General features: G+C 50.9%; 18 protein-coding genes. All 18 read left to right on the top strand.

Features of this window, described 5'->3' with window-relative positions; translation table 11 throughout:
* Nucleotides 1–1114 precede the first annotated feature (1114 nt).
* The 18 genes from terL (at nucleotide 1115) to ACWNM1_RS06015 (ending at nucleotide 17196) form a co-directional block, all read left to right on the top strand.
* Nucleotides 1115–2050, top strand: coding sequence for a phage terminase large subunit (gene terL / locus ACWNM1_RS06100; RefSeq protein WP_449600308.1), 936 nt, complete (start codon nucleotides 1115–1117; stop codon nucleotides 2048–2050).
* 209 nt (nucleotides 2051–2259) lie between these two features.
* Nucleotides 2260–3645, top strand: coding sequence for a portal protein (locus tag ACWNM1_RS06095; RefSeq protein ID WP_449600307.1), 1386 nt, complete (start codon nucleotides 2260–2262; stop codon nucleotides 3643–3645).
* The gene (locus ACWNM1_RS06090; protein WP_449600306.1) at nucleotides 3642–4475 is read left to right on the top strand and encodes a phage minor capsid protein; all 834 of its coding nucleotides are present in this window, start codon (nucleotides 3642–3644) and stop codon (nucleotides 4473–4475) included. Before ACWNM1_RS06095 ends, ACWNM1_RS06090 begins: the two co-directional genes overlap by 4 nt.
* 87 nt (nucleotides 4476–4562) lie before the next feature.
* Nucleotides 4563–5252, top strand: coding sequence for a phage scaffolding protein (locus ACWNM1_RS06085; protein WP_449600305.1), 690 nt, complete (start codon nucleotides 4563–4565; stop codon nucleotides 5250–5252).
* Nucleotides 5253–5333: 81 nt separating this feature from the next.
* The gene (locus ACWNM1_RS06080) at nucleotides 5334–6425 is read left to right on the top strand and encodes an SU10 major capsid protein (RefSeq protein ID WP_449600304.1); all 1092 of its coding nucleotides are present in this window, start codon (nucleotides 5334–5336) and stop codon (nucleotides 6423–6425) included.
* Between the two features lie 19 nt (nucleotides 6426–6444).
* Nucleotides 6445–6672 carry a hypothetical protein gene (locus ACWNM1_RS06075; protein WP_449600303.1) on the top strand — a complete coding sequence of 76 codons (228 nt, stop codon included), beginning with the start codon at nucleotides 6445–6447 and terminating at the stop codon, nucleotides 6670–6672.
* A 14-nt stretch (nucleotides 6673–6686) separates the two neighbouring features.
* Nucleotides 6687–7073 carry a hypothetical protein gene (locus ACWNM1_RS06070; RefSeq protein ID WP_076179450.1) on the top strand — a complete coding sequence of 129 codons (387 nt, stop codon included), beginning with the start codon at nucleotides 6687–6689 and terminating at the stop codon, nucleotides 7071–7073.
* Entirely contained in the window at nucleotides 7073–7393 is a 321-nt protein-coding gene (locus ACWNM1_RS06065) for a hypothetical protein (protein ID WP_449600302.1), read from the top strand. Before ACWNM1_RS06070 ends, ACWNM1_RS06065 begins: the two co-directional genes overlap by 1 nt.
* Entirely contained in the window at nucleotides 7393–7773 is a 381-nt protein-coding gene (locus tag ACWNM1_RS06060) for a minor capsid protein (protein WP_449600301.1), read from the top strand. The genes ACWNM1_RS06065 and ACWNM1_RS06060 overlap by 1 nt, the downstream gene beginning before the upstream one ends.
* An 81-nt stretch (nucleotides 7774–7854) precedes the next feature.
* On the top strand, nucleotides 7855–8382 hold the full coding sequence (locus ACWNM1_RS06055; RefSeq protein ID WP_449600300.1) for a hypothetical protein: 528 nt from the start codon (nucleotides 7855–7857) through the stop codon (nucleotides 8380–8382).
* Nucleotides 8383–8442: 60 nt separating this feature from the next.
* Entirely contained in the window at nucleotides 8443–8880 is a 438-nt protein-coding gene (locus ACWNM1_RS06050; protein ID WP_449600299.1) for a hypothetical protein, read from the top strand.
* A gap of 77 nt (nucleotides 8881–8957) precedes the next feature.
* On the top strand, nucleotides 8958–9182 hold the full coding sequence (locus tag ACWNM1_RS06045; RefSeq protein WP_449600298.1) for a hypothetical protein: 225 nt from the start codon (nucleotides 8958–8960) through the stop codon (nucleotides 9180–9182).
* Between the two features lie 163 nt (nucleotides 9183–9345).
* A complete protein-coding gene (locus ACWNM1_RS06040) occupies nucleotides 9346–9591 on the top strand; it encodes a hypothetical protein (protein WP_449600297.1) in 246 nt (81 codons plus the stop codon).
* A complete protein-coding gene (locus ACWNM1_RS06035) occupies nucleotides 9588–13352 on the top strand; it encodes a hypothetical protein (protein ID WP_449600296.1) in 3765 nt (1254 codons plus the stop codon). The genes ACWNM1_RS06040 and ACWNM1_RS06035 overlap by 4 nt, the downstream gene beginning before the upstream one ends.
* Nucleotides 13352–13903: a phage tail domain-containing protein gene (locus tag ACWNM1_RS06030; RefSeq protein ID WP_449600295.1), complete on the top strand. Its 552-nt coding sequence runs from the start codon at nucleotides 13352–13354 to the stop codon at nucleotides 13901–13903. The genes ACWNM1_RS06035 and ACWNM1_RS06030 overlap by 1 nt, the downstream gene beginning before the upstream one ends.
* 95 nt (nucleotides 13904–13998) lie before the next feature.
* A complete protein-coding gene (locus tag ACWNM1_RS06025; RefSeq protein WP_449600294.1) occupies nucleotides 13999–14403 on the top strand; it encodes a phage tail fiber protein in 405 nt (134 codons plus the stop codon).
* A 22-nt stretch (nucleotides 14404–14425) separates the two neighbouring features.
* Complete coding sequence (locus ACWNM1_RS06020) at nucleotides 14426–16567, top strand: SGNH/GDSL hydrolase family protein (protein ID WP_449600293.1); 2142 nt, start codon at nucleotides 14426–14428, stop codon at nucleotides 16565–16567.
* A 107-nt stretch (nucleotides 16568–16674) separates the two neighbouring features.
* Nucleotides 16675–17196, top strand: coding sequence for a phage distal tail protein (locus ACWNM1_RS06015; RefSeq protein ID WP_449600292.1), 522 nt, complete (start codon nucleotides 16675–16677; stop codon nucleotides 17194–17196).
* The last annotated feature ends 9 nt before the right edge of the window (nucleotides 17197–17205 follow it).

Here is a 17205-nt window from a genome sequence, read left to right as displayed (position 1 = left end):
AACGTAAATATTACGATGATTTAGCGGAGTAAAGCGTGCGTATACCCCCAAGGCCCCTCGTCAGGAGGGCGCTTTCTGGCGTATGAAAAATCGGCGCACAAAAATTAACGTTTGGGTTTCGGTAACTAAACGTAGCCACACGTAATTTTACCGTAGAATCACCGTTAAATTAGCGCGTTATAGACCATCGGAGTATAAGCGTTAGGGTAACGCATTAAACACGCTAATTTCACGGTGAAAATCAACGTACGGAAGGGAGGCGATATCTATCGCATGGATTGACGGCAAGTGGAACGGACGGGACGAGCGTAACGCCGTAATCAGCGGCATTAACGGACTCATTGATTCGTTAGCCGGCGTAGATATCGCGTCTCTTTCGGAAGAAGATCAGCGGTTAATCGACGAACAGGTTGCGGAGCTTGAGCGCTTAGAGCGTATTAACCGTTGCGAACGTAATCTGCTCGAATTCTCCTTAGAGTATTTCTCGGAAGCACGCAATCCCGGCAATGACGGTAATTGGGACGGATTCGATATCGTAGACATATCGGAAGCGCCCGATTTTCACCGTGAAATCGCCGAGATAATCGACGACATATCTAACGTTAACCTTAACGACAAGGTAGCGGTCGCAGCGCCCCGTTCCCACGCGAAATCAACGTATTTATCGAAGGCGGAGCCTTGTCGCGAGATAGTTTACCGCAAACGTAAGTACGAAATCATCATATCTGAGACGCCGGCAGTATCCAGCGCTAACCTCGATTGGATCGCGGCGCAATTAAAGAGTAACGCTAAATTACGTGCGGACTTCGGACCACTATTATCACCGAAGCAGCAGGAAAATCCGAAAGATAACAGCTCGGAGTTTATCGCATGGGAGCCGCGCGAAGACGGAACTAAAAAGCTACTTACGAAAGTTGAAGCGGCATCAACGGGACAGGCGCTACGGGGACGTAACTGGAACGGAGTACGTCCGGACTTAATTATCTGCGATGACCTCGAAGATATTAAATCTAACGCAGCAACTCCGGAACTCCGGCGTAAGCTTAAGGATTGGTTCGCGCAGACAGTAGTCCCGTTAGGCGATCCGCGCGGTAAAAAGACGGCGTTTATCTACATGGGAACAACGGTCCATCACGAAGCCTTACTCGTTGACGTATTGTATAACCGCTCTGACTTTAAGAGCCGCGTATATCGCGCAGTCAAAACGTGGCCCGAGCGTATGGACTTATGGGAAGCGTGCCGACTCGTATATAAAGATCCGGACTTACCGAAAGAGCAACGCGTAAAGGATGCGCAAGCCTTATACGAACTAAATCGCGCTGAAATGGATCGCGGAGCCGTTGTATTGTGGCCGGAAGCACAGCCGATATGGACGCTAATGACGTGGAAATGGAATAACGGTATTAAGGCGTTTAACACGGAGTATATGAATAATCCGGTCGATGAAGAGTCGATGATATTTAATCCGGAGACGTTCACGTATTGGGATAGCGGACAGTTGAAAGACGCGCTATCGCAGTACCCGCGACCGGCTGACGCAGCTTACGATATATACATGGGCGTTGACTTCGCGATGGGAAAAACGCGCGGAGACTATAGTGCTATTGTAACAATCGCCCGCCATAAACAGACCGGAACAAAATACGTAATCGATGCGTTCGGCGAACGGATAAAGCCGGACGCTTTTTTGCGTGTAATTGTAGAGAAGGCGCTACGGTATCAGCCGAACGCAATCGCAGCGGAATCACAAGCGGCACAAGAGTTCTTCGTTACCCAACTAAAGACCGCGCTTAAAACTGCGGGATATCCAGCGCAAACACGCGTTAAGGAAATATATCAGCGATCACGTAAGGGGCTTCGGATTGAAGCACTCATGCCGGCGGTTGAAAGCGGAGAAATCCAATTTTCACGAAGGCACGCGTTGTTACTCGAACAATTCGAAATGTACCCGTCCGGTACTCACGACGACCTCCCGGATGCTTTGGAAATGGCGGTCAGCATCGCGAAAACTGGACGTAAGAAAATACGCAATAAACCAAACGGAATGTAAACGGAGGAGAGGACGCATTGGCTACGAAATTATTCGAGACAGGGGCCGTATATCCCCCGCCGTCTCACATACCGCGACTCGCACGCTATAAACGGGGTCGCACGATATTCGACGGACGCCATCCGGAAATCTACGATCGTGCTTCGTCTCTATTAAAAGATACGCCACACGCTGCGCAGCTTAAAACGCTGTTCATCGCAGTTAACCTCATGGACATATTGCTAACGAAGCCCGCGGATTTGCTAACGGGCGAGCCGCCAACGTTTGAAGCCGGAACTGGCGCAGGCAGCCGCGAACAAGAACGACTCGATTCGATCATTGAGGAAAACGATATTACGTTAATGACGCATGAACTCGTTATTGGCGCGGGATATCGCGGAGACTCGTTTATTAAGGTCCGCTATGGTACGCGTGCCGACGTCAGCGAAACGGAAGCACTAGCGAAAGAGTACGGATTAACTGTACCAGAACCAGCGCTAGAACCAATTATCGAATCTGTACGCGCGGATATCGTATTTCCGGAGTTATCAACGGGTTCGCGTAAGAAGTTCAAGGCGATTAACGTCGCGTGGGTCGATTGGGTAGAAGAACCGGGCGGAAAGGTTATTCGGTGGCTCTACGGTAAGGCGGTATCATACGTACCTTATCTCGTTGTTGAGCGCTATATCCCCGGCTATATCGTGCACGAGCGCTATGAGCTTTCGGAGGCTGGCGTAAATAGCGAATGGGGCGTTCCCATTTCTATGTATACGATCGGAGAAAAAGTAGCGACCGGACGCGAGGAAAATGTTGAGTCAACGGGAACGGATCAGTTACTCGTTCACCACATTCCGTATAAGAGCGTTGACGACCGTTGGGAAGGTATTAACGGCGTTGAGAAGTTGGAAAGCGTATTGAGCGCGATTAACGAGCGCCTGGCGCAGATCGACTATATCCTTTGGAAGCATAGCGATCCGTGGATGTACGGTCCAGAAGATATCGGAGACGACAGCGAAGGAACTACGGACACTCTACGTTCAGGCGGACGCTATATCCCGATTGGTAAGGAAGACGCAACTCCCGGCTATATGACGTGGGAGGGGCAATTAACATCCGCATTTACGGAACTCGATATACTACTTGGACTCGTATATCAGATGTCAGAAACCCCGCAGTGGTTATTCGGAACAACGCTCGCCTCCGATAAGGGCGGAACCGGTACGTCGCATACGGACAGCGGCGCAATCAAAGCGCGGTTTATGCCGATCCTAGCGAAAGTAAATCGTATCCGCGCGCACGTTGATCGCGCTTTACGGGACGCTATTTGGACCGCGATGCAACTCGAAAATTACGCTAATGACGGCGTAAGCGATTTTGAAAAATATGATCCGATTTATCCTCGTATTAAATGGCGTGATGGAGTTCCGATTGATGAGAAGGAAGCCGCAGAGGTAGCGCAGATACGTACGGGCGGTAAGCCGACGATCTCCGTACATGACGCTATTAAGACGCTCGACGGAGTAGACGACGCAATGGCTTCCGAGATTATAACGCGGATTGATGCGGACGAAACCCGCACGCTCGGTACGGTCGAATCAACGGTGTTTAACGAATGACGGCGCCAATACCAACGTACGATTACGAAGTCGCCGCTCTCGTCCGCGCATATAAGTCTGCAATACTTGCGATATCCGGCGAACTCTCACGCTTGGATCTAACCGCAATGTCTCGCGCTAATTCGAAGGCCGCACTCGCCGAGGTTGCGGCTATTTTGCGTTCACTTAACGCTGAATCCGCCGAATGGGTCGCGAAGCATATACCGCTAGCTGCTATGGACGGCGTCGCGCTCGCTATCGTTCAACTCGGCGCGGCACAAACGTTAGAAGAGGCGCAGAAGATCGTTAAGTTTAACCGGATTAATCGCGAGTTTGTTGCGTCAGCCGTTGCGGATACACAGGCGGACTTACTCGCGGTAACCCAAAACGTAGACCGCCGCGTTAAGTTAGCGATTCGCCAAGCTACCGCCGATTCGATGCGTGCGAATCTAACACGCGGCATTAACGGAAACCGTACGCTTAACGCCGACATCCTGCAGCGGATGAGGACAACGCTCGGCAGCGCGGTTGATACCGGAATAGTGGATAGCGTGGGTCGACGCTGGGCTCCGGAAAACTACGTTAAGATGCTAACGCGAACGAAGATGGCGGCGACCCAGCGCGAGTCTACGATTAACGAAGCAGTAGGGCGCGGCGCTTATTACGGAGTTATTTCGAAGCATAACGCGATTGATAAGTGCCGCGAGTACGAAGGAATGATCGTTAAACTTACGCCGGATGCTCCGGGGAATTACCGTTATATTGGCGACCTTCCGCGTAATGAAATTTTTCATCCGTGTTGCAAGCACGTAGTAACTGCGATACGTGATCCGAAACTACTGGAGCAATAAGGCTCCGCGTCCAGACGTGAATTGACGTGATAAACTTTACGGTCAGACACATTAGCGCCGACGGGCCTCGTACGGGGAGGACAAACGATGAATAACGAATTAAAACGCTCACGATATCCGTTAAATCTGCAGTTATTTGCGGAAGGCGGTCCGGACCCAGATCCGAAACCAACGCCGGACCCTGCGCCAGATAAAACGTTCACACAAGCGGATCTAGACCGCGTTGTTGCCGAACGATTGGCGAGAGATCGCAAAGGACGCGAAGATTACGACGATATCAAAACGAAGCTGACTGCGTTGGAAAAGGCGGAAACTGAGCGTAAGAAAGCGGAATTGACTGACGCAGAACGTTTGGAAGCGGAGAAAGCAGAAGCGCTCAAAAAGGCGCAGGAAGCAGAAGAACGCGGTAATGCCCGAGAGACAGCCGCCAATCAACGTATTATTAACGCGGAGTTTAAGTCGTTGGCGCGCGAGGCTAACGTACCGGCTGACCGTTTAGCTGCGGCGCTGAAACTAGCGGATTTGAGCGCAGTTACGGTGGATGACGAAGGGAATGCAGTTGGCGTAAAGGAAGCGGTCGAGGCGTTGGTAGAAGCGCACGTTTACCTCGTTGAGAAGACGAAGCCGAAAGCGGTAGGCTCTCCGAGTGGTGGCGATCCACAACCGGATAAGACGAAGGAGCACCTACTTAAGGATGCCGCAGATAAGGCACGTAAGTCTGGTCGCCTCGAAGACCAAGCGACCTATGCAAAGTTGAAACGTGAACTAAATCTATAAGCACCTCTTTAGCTAAGACGATCTAAAATGGGTCGTCTTTTTTCTATTCACAACAAAACTACTATAACGGGGGAATAATGAATGTCTAAAATTTTGTCAGGTGAGTTGATCGGTAAGCGCGAGTCAGTAACGGATCAGATTCTACTTTTAAACGCATACCAAACGCCGCTACTCTCGATGTTGGGTTTTGCTACGCCTGTATCGCAAGTAGAACATATTTGGTTTGAGGACTCCATGTTTGCGGATGAAAGCACGGCAGCAGCAGAAGCACTTGTCGGAGCGACAGAAATTAGTGTTGCCGACGCTGAGCCATTCCGCGCAAACCAAGTCATAAAGGTAGGCGAAGAGTTGCTACTCGTTACTGCAGTTGACAAGTCCGCGAAAAAGCTGACTGTTACGCGTGGCTATGCCAGCACAACGGCTGCTGTTATTGCATCAGGAGCGAAAATCGAAGTCCAATTCGTTGAAGGTGCGGAAGGTGCTGACGCTCGCCAAGGTCGCTTTAAGCCACGTGTAAGAAAATCTAATATCACGCAAATCTTCGACGAGACAGTAGAAATCAGCGGTACAGCAGCCGCAGTAGCTAACTACGGTATCGACGATATCTATGAGTACGAAAAAGCTAAAAAACTGCTCGAACTTGCACTTCAAACGGAGAAAGCTTTCATCGGCGGAATCCGGTATGAAAACGGTCTTGTACGACAAATGGACGGTGTACGTAACTTGATTAAGACAAACGTTACCGACCTTCGCGGAGTAGACGTGACGATGGATCACATTAACGATTCATTGCAGTCCATCTACACTAAAGGCGGCTTCGCAACTGGCGGTAATTATGAGATTCTCGTACCTGCGAAACAAAAACGTGCGGTCGGTAAGTTCTCCGACAACATCGTAAGAATTGACAATGGGGATGATACCCGCGGTACGGTGGTTAACCGTCTGATTACGGATTTCGGCGAGTTTAACGTGTCCATTAACGACAACTTAAGCGCGGATGAAATCCTTATTGTTGATAAGAACCGCATGTTCATCCGTCCGCTTAACGGTCGCGACTTTGGTCACGAATATCTCGGTAAGAAGGGCGACTACTACCAAGGTCAAATCGTCGGCGAGTTTACATTAGAGTTCCAACAAGAAGCTGCACACGCACGCATCAAAGGCGCGAAGTAATCGAAAGGGGAGCGAGTAAATGGCGGTATTTCAATCGAAGTACCGCGAACTCTCTTTCTACGTCAACGGTGAAAAGTATTCGTTTTCGAACGGATCTTTTTCGACCGATGACGGGAGGTTAATCGCGGTACTTGAAAACTTAAGGGACGCACAGCGGGTTGATACGAAAGAACCGGAGGTAACGAAAGAGAACGTAGACGACACTAAACCTACGCCTCGATCTCGTAAAGCTGCCTCCGCAAAATAACGGGAGGTGGACGTATGGTTTCGGTAGAAGACGCAACAGCGTATATAAACGTGAACTGTATATCGATTGACGATTGGACGGACGCAGACGACGCCAAAAAACTACGGATAGTTAACGTGGCAGGACGGACGCTGACGAACAAATACGCTCAATATACGATACCGGACGCGGCTGTATACGAATATGCGAACGAACTCGCGATCGCGTTTAACGATACGAACGCGCTGCAGCAACAAGGCGTAGCGAGCTTCGGACTAACGGGCGTCGCGAATTTTACGTTTAAGGATTGGGCGAAAACGGGCCTCGACGCATGGATACCGGATATCGCGCTCGAATTAATCAGCGCGGAGAATGGCGGCGTTAAGCTCGGACGTAAGACCGCGAAGTGGGTGACGATGTAATGGCGCTCATACCGCTGAGACAAACGGTCACAATTACGCCGTTTACAGGATATGATCCGGACTATAACGAGCCGTCATACGGCGTCCCTTACGCGCAGAAATGCCGCTTTAGTGAGGCGGTTAAACTCGTACGCAATCAGCACGGCGCGGAAGTCGTAAGCGTCGGCACGTTTTACTTCGATAAGCTCGCGGATATCGGACTCGACGACCGCCTTACGTACACTAACGAACTATTAGCGGAGACAACGTACACGCCACTCGCAATCAGCGTAAAACGGGCGCTCAACGGGAAGCCGCTAATAACGGAGGTGGACGTTTAATGGCGCTATTAACAGTCGCAGATATTAACGCAACCATCCGCTTAATCATTCCGGGATTTACCGTAGTCGGCAACGATTTTACAACGGCGAATCCGGATGATTGCGCATATACGCGGATAACCGGCGGTCCGCCACCGAGCGAATGGTCATCCGTTGCTTATCCGTCACTCCAAGTCGTGATTCGCGCGAAGTCGATGGCGACCGCCGAAGCGAAGGCAAACGCAATATTCGAAGCGCTGCACGGTAAAGCGGAATTTATAATCGGGACTACGCGCGTCGTTAAGTGCCTGGCGGAACAATCTGCGCCTTGGTATCTCGGGCCTGACGCGAATAGCCGAGCGCTATACTCCGTTAATTTTACGCTTACTACATCGTTATAAACGTGGGGCTGTCCGTTATTGGGCGGCTCTTTTTGTTGTGCTACGCAGTACACAAATACAAATATAAGGGGACATGCGAGAATGTCACAAAACTTTAGCAAGATCGAGGTAGGTCCGGCAATCGTCGAATACGGCGAAGGCCCAACGATGGTCAAATTCGAGACAACGATAGGCGGCGTCGTTTTTAATACGGAAACTACGTACCGCGAACAGAAGACGGACCAGACGGGCGAGACCATCGTCGGCAAGCGCGTAACCGGACGTAACGCCAGCGTAACGGTCCCGTTCGGGGAGTACGAGCTGACCGTTATTCCGAAGATCATGGCGGGCGCGGAAGTCGTAACGGGCGCGGGCGGGTCAAAGATTAACCTTAAAACTGGCGTTGGTCTGAATCTGATTGATAGCGCAAAGAAAGCCGTAATCAAACCGCTGGCAAAACTGACCGATCCGGACTTCTGGATTACGTTGCCGCTGGCGTATAGCGAGACGGACTTATCCTATTCGTACAACAACGAGAACGAACGGATTACCAACGTAACTCTCCGGTCAACTCCGGATGCAGACGGAATCATCGCGATTCTCGGTGACGAAGAAATCACGGCGGCTTAAGTATTAACGTTAAAAGGGGCGCTTAGTTGCGCCTCTATTTCTTTATAAGGAGCGAATATAATGCCGATTTTTAAGCGTTCAGATAAAGCGGAAGTTCCCGCGCCAGAAGAGATCGTAATTGACCCCAACGTAATACAGCTCGGAGACAGAGCGGTAAGGGTGCGCAAGGTAACAATCGACGGATGGATTCAATTAACCGGAGTTATTAACACATTACCGGAGTTGGTTATGGGCGTTATGTCCGCGCCAGCAGGGAGTCGCACAGCGTACTTATTCGCGATCCTTGAACATGCGCTTGAGGACATTGTGCAGGTAGTCAGCATATTGACCGAATTCGAACCGGAGTGGATTAAAGCAAACGTAGCACCGGACGAATTGATGGCGTATTTTACCGCCGTAGCGCGCGTTAACAATTTCGGCGGTCTCTTAAAAAACGTGCAAGGCGCTCTGCAACTGGCGAATCTACAGGCGGAGAAAGCGGAAGCGAGCGCCGAGTAACGATAGATGAGTTTTTCATAGACGCAGCCGTACGCCTCGGCAAAACGCAGGTCGAGTTCGAGCGTGGCTATTACGTTATGGATTTGCTCGACGTATTGGATGCGGTTAAGCGGCATAAGGCTGGCGAAATGTTGGACGCGCTAAACGTTAACGTAAATGCGCACTCGACTGACGTAGAAGGCTTCCGCAAGTTTACTACGGGTTTGCAGCGAGAGGCAGGATTTCAGACGCAGAGCAAGCCGGTATTTGACGAGGCCGGATTTAAACTATTACGCGATCAAATGAGCGCGGGGAGGGTGTGACGGACGCATGGATTTTCGTATGGAAACGGCGGCGCTACGTCAGTTTTTAGAGCGCCAGAAAACGCGGGTTCTCGACGGCGCGACTATCGGATTACACGACGCTACCGACCACTTACTCGCGGCATCGCGTAATGAGGCTCCGTTAGATACCGGCACGTTGCGGATGACAGCCGGTAAGGAAGTCGTTAATAGGGACGGACGGATATACGGTGAGGTATTTTATTCCGCAACGGAAACGGGTCCCTCTGGTGCGCGCTTTAATTATGCGCTACGTGTACACGAGATGGGTGAGTACAAGAATCCGACGACGCCCGGTACTCGTCCGAAGTTCTTATCGCGACCACTCCGTACGAATGAACGGATATATAAACAGTTTATCGCGGATGCAGTAAGGAGGGCGCTAAGATGAGTACGGGCGGTACTAACGTAGGTGAAATTCAGGCGCGGATTATACTCGACATTGCGGAGTTTAGGCGCAATATTGACGAGGCTCGGCGCCGGATACAGGATCTCGAAGATCAAAGTAGACGCGGCGCGGACGGCATGCGGAACTTAGGCTCCGCGCTTGCTGGGCTCGGTGCTGGCGCAGCTTTAACGAAACTTGTGCGCGAGATGCAGTCGGTTGTCGCGGAGAGTACGAAATTATATAACGCGTTCCAGGGACTCAACGCCGTTGCGAAAGGCTTCGGCATCCAAACGGGAGACGCACAACAAGCCGCGCAGGATTTAGCCAAGCGCGGTTTTTTAACGCTCACTGAATCGGTGCTAGCGTTCAAGACTGCGATGTCTACCGGACTTGATCTCGGAGAATCTACGAAGTTAATCAACTCACTCGCGGACTCAGCCGCATATAACCGTCAGTCTTTTTACACGATGGGAGGCGCTATTCAAGCGTCACTCGACGGTATCAAGAACGGTAACTCCGTACTATCTGACGCGGTCGGCGTAACGAAGAATCTGTCCGTTATGCAAAAGGAATACGCGGAATCAATCGGAACAACGGCGGGCAGATTAACGGACGCTGAAAAGATTCAAGCGGCGTATTACGGATTTATGCGTGAGGGTGCGATATTTACCGGAAACGCGGACGAAGCGATGCAAGGATTCACCGGTACACAGAACCGTTTCGCGCAAGCTACGAATGAAGCACGCGTCGCACTAGGCGAGTCGTTCACTCCCGTTGTACAAAAAACGCTGGAATCGCTGACTCCGACGATAATTGCACTCGCGGATTTTGTGACGGAACATAAAGCGCTTGTAGCCGGACTTGCAACGGGAACCGCCGGAATGCTTGCGTTTGTTACCGTACTTGCTACTGTTCCTCCGGCATTGGCGCTTATCAAGGCGGGCATAGTTGCGCTAGGAGCTTCCGCAGGACCGATCGGATTAGCAATCGTAGCTATCGGAGCACTTGCAGGCGGAATCGGTGCGTTAGTTGCAAAAAAGGGAGAAGATGCAAGAGCCACGCAGGACATGCTTAAGGCGCAGAAGGAACTTAATACGCTGCTTGATAAAGCGCCTGTCGATCAATCGGCCGCGGATATTGAAACGCTAACAGCCAAAACGAAGGACCTTACGGAAGCCCTTAACGAACGCGCATCGATGGAGATGCGTCTTAGCGAAATACGAGCGGCGGGAGAACAAGGACTAGGAAATCCCGCGATGCTGTCCGAAGCGATGGACATTAACGAAGCGCTTGGCGAGATGGACGATAAGCTGCGCACTATGGGATTCGATGGCGTAGAGGCCGCCACGTCCAAGCTCGAAGAGATGAACAAAGCGCTCAAGTATTCGATAGATTCGATATCCTCGCAGGATAAAGCGGAGTATGCCGCACTCGCAACGAAGAAAGCAACGCTCGTACAAATGAGCGCATTAGCGACGCAGTTTAAGGAGTTATCCGGTTCTCAAACGCTGGACGCTACGCAAAAAGGACGCCTCGTTGACGTAACGGAAAAGTTGATCGAACAGTATCCGGAGCTGAACGCTCGCCAAGGCGAAGACGGACGTATTCGAGCGGATAACATCGACGTAATTATCGATCAAATCGCCGCAGACAAGAAATTTACGGACCTCGCCGCCGACCAAGCTGCGCAACGTATTCGTAACTTTGCGAAGGAAAATAAGGCGCAAGAGGAATCGGTTAAGACGCAGATTAAGAATTATACGCTGCTAATCGAAGCTATGGCGAAAGTGTCCGGAGCAAAGGCGGCGACATTTGCGGAGTCTGTGGCGCAAGGTGAGGCGAAGATGAACGGTAAGACGCCGAACGTTATGGACATTGTAAACAACGATTACCTGACGAATAAAGTCGCGGAGGAAGCGAAGCAGGGGCGGGACTTAGCGCTCGCACAACAGCAGAAATATTCGGACGCAGCGCGCGAGATGGAGAAGTTAGCGGCGGAAGTGGAAGCCGGAGCGCAGACGTTTACGAAGGATATTATTCCGCAGGATGATCCGAAAGCTAAGAAGGAAAAGAAAGCGAAGGGGAAGACAGCCGCAGAACTCGCCGCCGAAGCGCGTAAGGCTGCGTATGATGCCGATATGAAAACCGTCCAGTTTCAAGCGGATTTTTACGATATGACGGCGGATGCGCAGATTAAAAAGTATGACGCGCTCAAGGTGAAGCATGCGAAGTTTCTAGCGGAATCCATCGACGACGCGCGTACGTTGCAATTGCAGCTTAAGCGTTTATCGGAAGACAGCGCCCAATCACGCTATGACTTTTCGGTTACGTGGATTGATGCGGAGTCGAAACGGATGGAGGACAGCGGCAAGTCCGAGCTCAAGATCGCGGAAATGAAACTCGCAAGCTGGACGCGATTACGCAATCGTTACGCGAAGGACAGCGCAGAGTATATCGCCGCCGACGATCAAGTTCGCCAGTCGCGGAAAAACGTAGCTACCGCAACCGAAGCGGAAGCGCGCGCTCAATATTCCGCATCATCGAAGTGGATTAGCGCAGAGGAACGCCGCATGTCTGACGCCGGCAAATCGGAAACGGAAATCGCGCAAATGAAGATCGACGCATGGACTCGCGTACGAAGTCGTTACGCCAAAGACTCGGAGTATTATGCGCAGGCCGACGAACAACTCTACAACCTCCGCAAGTCACTGACGAAGCTGACGCAGGATCTCGCGACTGACCTCGTTAAGACGCAGAAAGCGGCGATTAAGGACGCGAAGGATGCGGAACTCAAGGCGATCGAGGAACGTAAGAACGCCGCGTTGGCCGATTATGACGCGCGGATCGACGCTATCCAGCGCTTACGTGACACCAACAAAGAGCTCAATGTTGACGCGGATTACGCAACGCAATTAGCGGAGAAACAAACGCGCTTGGCGGAGTTATCGAGCGCGGTTGGTCCGGAGGGTATTGCGGAACGTGACGCGCTACTTAAAGAGATCGCGCGTATGCAACTCGAACACGATCGCGAATTAACCGACCGCACACTCGCGGATCAGCAAGACGCGCTTAAGGACGAAAAGGATGCGCAGACGAAAGCGTACGAAGCGGAGAAGACCGCAGCCGAAGCGCAGTACAGCGCGTTAACGGCGGCGTTCGATGCGTACAGCGGCGATATCAAATCGATAGAGGACGGAATCGCGGCGTACCGTGTTAGTGCGAGTGGTTCGGCTAATAACGCGATACTTACGGAGCTCGACGGATTCCTGACGCAATATCGCGCGAAGATGGCGTCGATTACGCAGATTAATGCGGAGTCGAAAAAGGCGTCTGACCTCGCTGAATATAACGCGAATAAAACCGCATGGACAGCGGCGAAGGCGAGTGGTAACACGGCGGAGATGGCGCGCCTTAACGCACGTAACGAGGAGCTGCGTAAACTTTACGGAGTATCGGCGGATACTGGCGCATTACAAGCGTTCAAGGACGGCGGCATCGTTAAGGGCGCACCTGGCGCGGTGGTTCCGGTTATAGCGCACGCTAGCGAGATGTATTTAAATCCGCAGCAGCAAGCGACGCTGTTCGATATGATCGCAAGTCCACGTATATCACCGCAAGCACCTGCGTCAGTTACGAATATTACGCAGCATATTGATCTCGGCGTAGATGAGGTAACGCTGAATGATAAAGCCGATATTGCTACGTTTTATGATGAACGTACCCGCGCACTATCCCGCCTGCAATCGATGGGGGTGAAGGAGTAATGGCGCACTATGATGTAGCGGTAAATGGCGTATGGTTATCGGAACACGGAGCAGCGCTATACGAGCGTAACTTACCAGTATTGCCGGAAACCGAAGACAATACAGTCAAGCTCGCGAGTACGGACGGCGTCGTTGATTTCGGCGCTTCCTATGGTCCGCGTACGATTGGACTGACGTTCGAGATTACGTCGTCGGCAGCGGAGTTTCACCGGACGCTCGCGTATCTTGCGCGTACTTTTAACGCTAAGCGCGGAGAGATTACGTTAGAGTTTGCGGATATGCCCGGCAAGTATTACGTAGCGACTTATGCGGGAACGCTCGCGCTTGGTGCGACCGGATCGCGTTTGATTGACGTTAATCTGCGCATGAATGATCCGTGGCCGACCGGAAGCGAAGTGCTTACGGAATATACGATAGATACGTCATGGCAAGCGGTGGCGATCGAATCGGAAGCGGATGTAAGGGCGCGGCCGGTTATTACGATGGCGAATACGGGATCGTCGACGGTCCACGGATTTACGCTAACGAACGAATATACACTCGAAGATTAAACGAAGGAAACGCGGAGGGTTCGGCAAATATGCCGGGCCTTTTTTGCGTTGTCCAAACAGCGCGATCTTAGCGCAATAATAGGAGGAAACGAATAATGGCGATGCAAATTTCGAATTATCTGAGCGCGGCGCTACTCAACGCATCTTTACGCAATACGGCGTTTACAGGACCGTCTACCGTTTATATTGCGCTATATAAATCGGACCCAACGGCAGCGGATACTGGCACGGAAGTAAGCGGAGGTTCATACGCGCGTCAGGCGGTTACATTCGGAGCGCCGACGCTCGTTAGCGGACAGCAAACCGCAGCGAATACCGCCGAAGTCGTATTCCCCGTTGCTACTGCGGATTGGGGACTCGTGACGCATATCGGATTACGTACGGCGGCGACTGGCGGATCGTTACTATGGACAAAACCGCTCGATAATCCGCGTACACTACTCGTCGGCGACCGTCCACGTTTCGCGGTATCAAGTACGTCGGTTAAATTCACGCAATAATAGCGGAGAGGGGAACGAATAGATGGCGCTACAAGAAATGTTTCCGGCGGTCGCGAACAGTCCGGCGACGGAACTATCGGCAGCAATTACGGATATTCAGACGACAATTACGTTGCTCGATGCGTCGAAGCTACCGGACGCTCCGAATATTGCGACGATTGGCGTAGATGAGACGGCGGAAACGGTGAGGTACAAAGGAAAAAGCGGAAATGACTTAACGGGCGTAACGCGCGGATTCAGCGGGACTGTGGCGAAGGCGTGGGCGGTTGGCGTTGGAGTGGCGCGGTACTTTACGGCGTACGATGCGGATGCGCTGCGCGGGAATATTGAAGATCATAGCGTGCAGTTGGCGGATATAGCGACGACGGATTTTGCATCTAGAGCACATAAAATGCTCTATCATATGCTGTCAGTGGTTAACAACATAGGAGGAAAGGCGACGTTCGTAGGAGACAGTGTAACCGAGATTGGCTGGTTTACTCCGTTACAATCGCTTTTTCCGAATATCACAATGGTTAATAAGGGAATAGGTGGCAATGGAACGGTTGATGTAATAAACCGCCTTGCAGATATTACCGCAACCCAAGCAGATTTATATGTACTCGCCATTGGCACAAACGATGTGCGTTACCAGGACCCAGCAAAGGGAGCGACAACGGCAACGGGGTATGCGGCCAATATCGAGACAATATACACGGCGCTAGGCGTCAACAAGACTGTCGTCCTTACGCCCTGGCCCTCATTTAATGGAGACTATACTTCTGTCTTGGGATTTTATGAACGTGATAATCTCATGGATCAGTATATTGTCGAGGCTCGAAAAAAATGTGAAACGGCAAGTGTGCCTTTCGTTGAAGTGACAGAGGAGCTACGCTCCCTGCTGGACTTTAACAATAAATCCTCTTTCCTGCAGGATTATATTCACCCGAACACAACAATAGGGCGGCAATTGTATTCTGCGGTTGCGCTGTTTGGTAAGCAGCAGACGGAGAAATGGGGCGTTGCGAAAAGTAAGACATCAGCCAAGTACATTTATAAGCTTGAAATCAGGAGTTCACTAACTGGTGATCAAATAGATTTACGGTATTTACAAGTTAAAACGAAGGATAATAGCGCTCTGGTGGGTATGTGGACAACAGCAATGCTGAGTGGATATGACGACATTTCCCAAATACTGAATAACGCAGCGGGTACTTATCACTTTAAGAACAACGCGGGAGACTTTCCGGTTGTCATTACATTCTCCTCTAATTCGCCAATTGAGTACGTGAACCAGACCGCGCATTCATATGGGGGATCAATCGGTGCTTACAAGTTTTATGAAAGTGAGGACCCTTACTCTATTCTAGATTTCGATAGTTCATCCTGGCGGAAAGTTGCAGAAAGCGATAGTAACCGGATATCTATTGTAAAGCAGCTCTACGCATGGGGTAGCAATAAACCGAAATGCTATTTCAAATTTGAGGTAGTTGAGACGAAAATTCATGGAGCTGCATGGATTTCAAGCATCACAAGTTCGCGTGCGTTGGATGCTTACCTTAATGCTGTCGGCAGTTCTAACAGGTTATCCTCCGCCATATCAGGAACGTTTACCGATCAGTATATTGAACTGTATGAAGGTGAGAGTATTGTATTCGGCGCCCCTACAGATGCCTACGGATCAGCAATCACTTTTGCATCATCGACTAGTGGAGACCTCGTAAAACGCTACCGGTTGTACGTCACTTATGACGATATCACTAATGTTAACAAAACACTGCCTGCGTGGGTACTCATATCTGACGTATCCGACAATGTTCTCTATAACATCAGTGTCACGCCTAGTAGTCAAAATAAAAACCCGATTCCTGGTGTAATTACCTACGGTAACGGCATGGCGGATCGAGGGTTTAGCGCGGTTAGAAAAGTAACCGGGGTAGTTAGTTTATCGTTATCTGTTAAAAAGAGCAGCTCTTGGGCTGCAAATGATATGCTCGCTACTTTACCGTCTGGATACAGACCGTATAACACGTTGCTAGTTAACGGCATGTCTCACGGGGATGTGAGTGGGGTGACATCAAACGTGCCAATTCTTATGGGTGCGGACGGTATTGTTCGCGTGTGGAATCGAGCGGTTAATACCAATAACGATGACTCTATATCAGTGACGGTTTCGTTCTTTTAAGTCTGACCATACTGCACTCTAACTCGCATACTCAACGAAAGTCCTCGCCATCAAACGGTGGGGTTTTTGCATAGCAATTAATTACGTTAGAAAGGAGACGCACGCCTATGTCGTTTCTTGGCGGATTCAATCGCGCGCCCTTTAATCGCCCTTATGTTATCCAAACGTTCTTTAACGTTACGATCGCATCCGAAACGGACGTATCCGCACGCTTAAACGCTGACTTCGCGGTCGGTATCGTTTTTGACACCGTGACGGAATTTAACGGAGCCCCAACGCGTGACATACCATCCGCGGCAGTGTTCGAATCGGCTACGGAGTTACTCACGTCAATGACTCGCGAACGCCTACACACGGCCGGCATCCGGTCAGCTACGCAACTTACCGCAAAAGTACGTTATATGCATGTAGATAAGCTAGCGTTTTATGGCGGCTTTAATCCTGGCGATAAACTCGTCATCGACGTTAAGAAGCAGACAATTACGCTAAACGGGGTCAACGCGATTCACTTGCTAGACGGAGATTTCTTCGAGCTCGGACTCGGACTGAACGAAGTCACCTACGCAGACAACGAAGCTGCTCGCGAAATCCTAACGCGCATTACGCATCGTGACCGCTATTTATATTAACGTAGAAAA

The organism is Paenibacillus sp. Marseille-Q9583 (genome assembly GCF_976954365.1).
This window is presented reverse-complemented; position numbering and strand designations above follow the sequence as displayed.

Excerpts from the sequence above, each read along its gene's own strand:
- ACWNM1_RS06090 (WP_449600306.1), top strand. The coding sequence starts at position 3,642 with ATGACGGCGCCAATACCAACGTACGATTACGAAGTCGCCGCTCTCGTC.
- ACWNM1_RS06045 (WP_449600298.1), top strand. The coding sequence starts at position 8,958 with ATGGATTTGCTCGACGTATTGGATGCGGTTAAGCGGCATAAGGCTGGC.
- ACWNM1_RS06080 (WP_449600304.1), top strand. The coding sequence starts at position 5,334 with ATGTCTAAAATTTTGTCAGGTGAGTTGATCGGTAAGCGCGAGTCAGTA.
- ACWNM1_RS06015 (WP_449600292.1), top strand. The coding sequence starts at position 16,675 with ATGTCGTTTCTTGGCGGATTCAATCGCGCGCCCTTTAATCGCCCTTAT.
- ACWNM1_RS06065 (WP_449600302.1), top strand. The coding sequence starts at position 7,073 with ATGGCGCTCATACCGCTGAGACAAACGGTCACAATTACGCCGTTTACA.
- ACWNM1_RS06060 (WP_449600301.1), top strand. The coding sequence starts at position 7,393 with ATGGCGCTATTAACAGTCGCAGATATTAACGCAACCATCCGCTTAATC.
- ACWNM1_RS06030 (WP_449600295.1), top strand. The coding sequence starts at position 13,352 with ATGGCGCACTATGATGTAGCGGTAAATGGCGTATGGTTATCGGAACAC.
- ACWNM1_RS06055 (WP_449600300.1), top strand. The coding sequence starts at position 7,855 with ATGTCACAAAACTTTAGCAAGATCGAGGTAGGTCCGGCAATCGTCGAA.
- ACWNM1_RS06025 (WP_449600294.1), top strand. The coding sequence starts at position 13,999 with ATGGCGATGCAAATTTCGAATTATCTGAGCGCGGCGCTACTCAACGCA.
- ACWNM1_RS06085 (WP_449600305.1), top strand. The coding sequence starts at position 4,563 with ATGAATAACGAATTAAAACGCTCACGATATCCGTTAAATCTGCAGTTA.
- terL (WP_449600308.1), top strand. The coding sequence starts at position 1,115 with ATGGGAACAACGGTCCATCACGAAGCCTTACTCGTTGACGTATTGTAT.
- ACWNM1_RS06095 (WP_449600307.1), top strand. The coding sequence starts at position 2,260 with ATGGACATATTGCTAACGAAGCCCGCGGATTTGCTAACGGGCGAGCCG.
- ACWNM1_RS06035 (WP_449600296.1), top strand. The coding sequence starts at position 9,588 with ATGAGTACGGGCGGTACTAACGTAGGTGAAATTCAGGCGCGGATTATA.
- ACWNM1_RS06075 (WP_449600303.1), top strand. The coding sequence starts at position 6,445 with ATGGCGGTATTTCAATCGAAGTACCGCGAACTCTCTTTCTACGTCAAC.
- ACWNM1_RS06070 (WP_076179450.1), top strand. The coding sequence starts at position 6,687 with ATGGTTTCGGTAGAAGACGCAACAGCGTATATAAACGTGAACTGTATA.
- ACWNM1_RS06050 (WP_449600299.1), top strand. The coding sequence starts at position 8,443 with ATGCCGATTTTTAAGCGTTCAGATAAAGCGGAAGTTCCCGCGCCAGAA.
- ACWNM1_RS06040 (WP_449600297.1), top strand. The coding sequence starts at position 9,346 with ATGACAGCCGGTAAGGAAGTCGTTAATAGGGACGGACGGATATACGGT.
- ACWNM1_RS06020 (WP_449600293.1), top strand. The coding sequence starts at position 14,426 with ATGGCGCTACAAGAAATGTTTCCGGCGGTCGCGAACAGTCCGGCGACG.